4 protein-coding genes are annotated in these 3,612 nt (G+C 69.2%); 3 read left to right on the top strand and 1 reads right to left on the bottom strand.

Annotated elements, in window-relative coordinates; translation table 11 throughout:
* On the bottom strand, positions 1-1,785 hold a 1,785-nt coding region (locus tag DBR34_RS14470), incomplete at its 3' end, for an FAD-binding protein (RefSeq protein ID WP_146186852.1).
* A 252-nt stretch (positions 1,786-2,037) separates the two neighbouring features.
* Here DBR34_RS14470 and DBR34_RS14475 point away from each other — a divergent pair.
* The 3 genes from DBR34_RS14475 to cueR form a co-directional block, all read left to right on the top strand.
* Entirely contained in the window at positions 2,038-2,385 is a 348-nt protein-coding gene (locus tag DBR34_RS14475) for a hypothetical protein (protein WP_128097312.1), read from the top strand.
* A 138-nt stretch (positions 2,386-2,523) separates the two neighbouring features.
* The gene (locus DBR34_RS14480) at positions 2,524-3,066 is read left to right on the top strand and encodes a hypothetical protein (protein ID WP_128097313.1); all 543 of its coding nucleotides are present in this window, start codon (positions 2,524-2,526) and stop codon (positions 3,064-3,066) included.
* A 121-nt stretch (positions 3,067-3,187) separates the two neighbouring features.
* A partial coding sequence (gene cueR, locus DBR34_RS14485; RefSeq protein WP_343125615.1) for a Cu(I)-responsive transcriptional regulator occupies positions 3,188-3,612 on the top strand: 425 nt, incomplete at its 3' end.

Here is a 3,612-nt window from a genome sequence, read left to right on the forward strand (position 1 = left end):
GCCGGGGCGGGGCGCGAAGCCGTCCGCGCTCCAGGCCTCGCTGCCCACGCCGTGATGGATCACGAACAGCCCGTCCGGGTCGTAGCGCTGCTTGGTGGCCAGCAGGCGCGGGTAGTGCGGGCCCCAGAAGGCCTGCTGCCAATCGGCCTGGAAGTAGTCACACTCGGACACGTACGTGGGGGCCTTGGACACCAGCACCGACAGGGCCTCGTAGGCACGCCGCACCCGTAGCGCGCCGCGGCGCGCGCCGGGTTCGTCCACGCTGCCGCCACAGCCGGGATAGACCGGGCCGCCGGCATTGCCGATCAACGCCAAGGCGAAGGCGTCCAGCACGGCAGGGTGGGTGGCGGTGTCGGCGCTGGCTGCGATCGCCTCGGCGGGCGCGCCGAACAGCCCCTTGTTGCAATGCAGGCCCACGTCCATGTGCGCGGCCGCCGCACAGAGCGCCGTTGCGGTGGCCACCACCTGGTCGTCCCCCAACAGCGCCGACGGCATCCACGCCGAGGCATACCCGTGCAGGAACCAGCCGACCTGGCCCTGGTCGCCTTTCCACAGCATGTGGTGGGCCGGCGCATCGGCACGGGTGTCCTCGGCAATGATCGCCGGCGCGTGCTGGCGGAAGAAGTCCGCGTCCCAGAAGTCGCGCGCCGGCATCGCCAGGGCCTGCAACGGTTCACGCAGGGTGTATCCCGTATCGGCGGCGATCCAGTCCAGCAACGGTTGCCAGGTGGCGGCCGCCGCCTCGCGACTGAGGCCCTGGAACACCATCGAGATCGACAGGGTGCGCTCACCGGCGAAGGTGATCTGCTCGCCCCAGTGGGCGTTGCACAGGCTGTCCCGATAGAAGCGCAGTACCTGGGCCGCCAGCGCACGCCACTGTTCCTCGGTGCTGGCCTGTACCTTGAAGGAGACGCCGCCAAACGTATCGGGCAGGGCGTGGGTCTTCAGGGTCATCCGGGTGACGATGCCGAAGCTGGCGGCACAGCCCCCCTTCAGTGCCCAGAACAGGTCCGGGTCGTTGTCCGCGTTGACCACCCGCACCCGCCCGTCAGCGGTCACCACCTCGGCCTCCAGCAGGCCCGCCGCGGCGCTGCCGAAGGTCTTGGAGAAACTGCCGAAGCCACCGCCGGTGACCAGCCCGGTCACGCCCACCGAGGTGCAGCCACCGCCCTGCACGTAACGCCCCCCATGGGTGGTAACCGCGGTATAGGCGTCGATCCACATCGCCCCGGCACCCACGCTCACCGCCTGCTGCGCCGCCGTGCCCGGGCGCGCGCCCTGCGGTACGAAAGCATCGTGCAGCTGCACCTGGTTCATCGCCCGGGTCCAGACCAGCAGTGAGTCGGGCGCGCACGAGGTGCCGTGGTAGCTGTGGCCGCCGCCCTTGACCACCAGCCGCAGCCGATGGGTGCGGGCAAAGTTCACTGCCGCGGCGACGTCGGCGCTGCTGGTGGCGGCCACCATCTGCGCGCTGGGCACCGAACGCCATGCGCCGAAGTAGCCACTGGTCTGGGTCAGGCCCGGTTGGTCCCCGATGTAAAAGGGGTTGTGGATCTGCGCCAGCGCGTCAGCGCGGCTGGCGGCATCGCCCAGGAACGGCGACTGCGGCACCGACAGCCGCCCGCCGACTGCCTGCGACAACCGGGCCCAGTCGGCACGGGCCGGCCACCCGGCGGTGCCCGGCCGCACCCGGGGGCTGGGCAGGGGTGTGGCGGCCGTCGCCTTCAGGACCACCGGCAGCAGGGGCAGGGCCAGGCTGGCCTTGAGGCAGTCACGTCGTTTCATCGGAGTATTCCTTGGCGGTGGGCCGGTAGCGATGGCAGCGAGTGTGTGCCCGCTACCGCCCGTCGTCATGGGGCACGGGACGAAAGGGGGGAGCAAGGGACCAACGGCGGCCGGGTCGGGGCCGGCGGGCCCGGGCAGGGCGTGCGCACGGCGGGACGACGCATTACGCTGGGTGCCGGGCAGCGCCGACAACCGGGCCTGCCTCCCCTGTGCTGGACGGCCACCGGCTGGCCCTTTCGTCGAGGAACGACAATGCGCTGGATACTGTTGGTGATGGGCCTGTTCTGCATGCTGGCCGGTGTCGCGCAGATGGCGTTCGGCGTGTACGCCTTTGACAGTTCCGATCACGGCGGTTCATGGATCAACGTACGCGGCAGCCTGGCCCGCTATTTTGTCGATCACCCCCAGCGCGATCTGGTCGACTACCAGCGCTACGTCGCACTGAAGGTGATGAAGGCGCTGGAGACCAGCGTCGAGGTGCATCTACTCAGCGGCCTGGTGTTCCTGGCCATGGGCGCGGTGCTGCTGGTGATGTTCTGGTGGTGGGAGCGACGCATTACCCTGCGCGGGGGCGTGGCGTACCGCGCTGGCCTGGAGTAGGGGCCTGCTGATCGGCCGCCGGGCATCTGGCGTATGCTTGCCACCGCGGCGCGGGGATGCGCTGCGCCGTTTCACTGGACGCCCGCCCCCCGCCGCAACTGCGTGGGGTGCTGGCCACTGGCCGCCCGTGGAGTTTCGATGGTCTTTGCCCTGATTGCCTTGCTGCTGATCGACCTGGTGCTGCAGTTCTTCTGGAACGCCCGCTATTTCAGCTGGGGCATCCGCATTTTCAACCAACGCATCGCTGCCCCGGCCGACTGGCGCACCCGACTGTCACTGGGCAGCCTGGAACACGATGTGCCGCGCGGAACGTACCTCCACCTGGTGTTCCGCCAGCTGCCCGACGGCAGCTATGCCTTCCGCGAGAGCTTCGCCCAACGCTTCTACCCGATCATGCGCGGTCGGGTGGTCGCCGATCCCAGGCGGCGCGAGGTGAGGGTGGAAGGGCGCTTCAACTGGTCGGCCCTGGGCATGTCGCTGTCGATCATTCCGGTGGTCCTGGTGCGGCCGGCGGCGGCACCGATGCTGTTGATGCTGCCGTTCTTCCTGGTCTGCTATCTGGTCCAGAAGAAGATGTTCGGCGCCGTGGCCACGGTGATCGAGCAGCAGCTGCGCGGGGTACCGTCGGCCGACGCGATCCTGCGTGAACGGTTGCAGGCCGGCCAAACGCCCCTGGCTTGACCTTCCCACGGTGGGAATCCCCAGACTGGGGGTACCGTGTGACGCTTCACCTCCACGCCGGCATCGGCGCGATGATGGGGACGGTGGTGCGGCGTGGCAGCAGGTTTCCCAGGAGCAGAACATGTTGAATATTGGTCAGGCGGCCGCCTTTTCCGGCGTGTCGGCGAAGATGATCCGGTACTACGAACAGATCGGCCTGATTCCGCAGGCCGAACGCAGCGCCGCGGGCTACCGGACCTACAGCACGCAGGATGCGCACAGCCTGCGCTTCATCCGGCGCGCGCGCGACCTCGGATTTCCGGTTGAACAGATCGCCGAGCTGCTGACCTTGTGGAACGACCGCGGCCGGGCCAGTGCGGACGTCAAGGCCGTGGCATTGGCGCACGTGGCGGGCCTGCGCACCCGGATTGCCGAACTGGAGGCGATGGCGCAGACCCTGGAACATCTGGCCGAGCACTGCCACGGCAACGATCGCCCGGATTGTCCGATCATCGCCGACCTCGCCGAGCAGACCGACGCCGCTGCCGCCGTGCCGGACACGGTGGC

Source organism: Stenotrophomonas sp. HMWF003, assembly GCF_003061285.1.
Classification (GTDB): Bacteria; Pseudomonadota; Gammaproteobacteria; order Xanthomonadales; family Xanthomonadaceae; genus Stenotrophomonas; species Stenotrophomonas maltophilia_AP.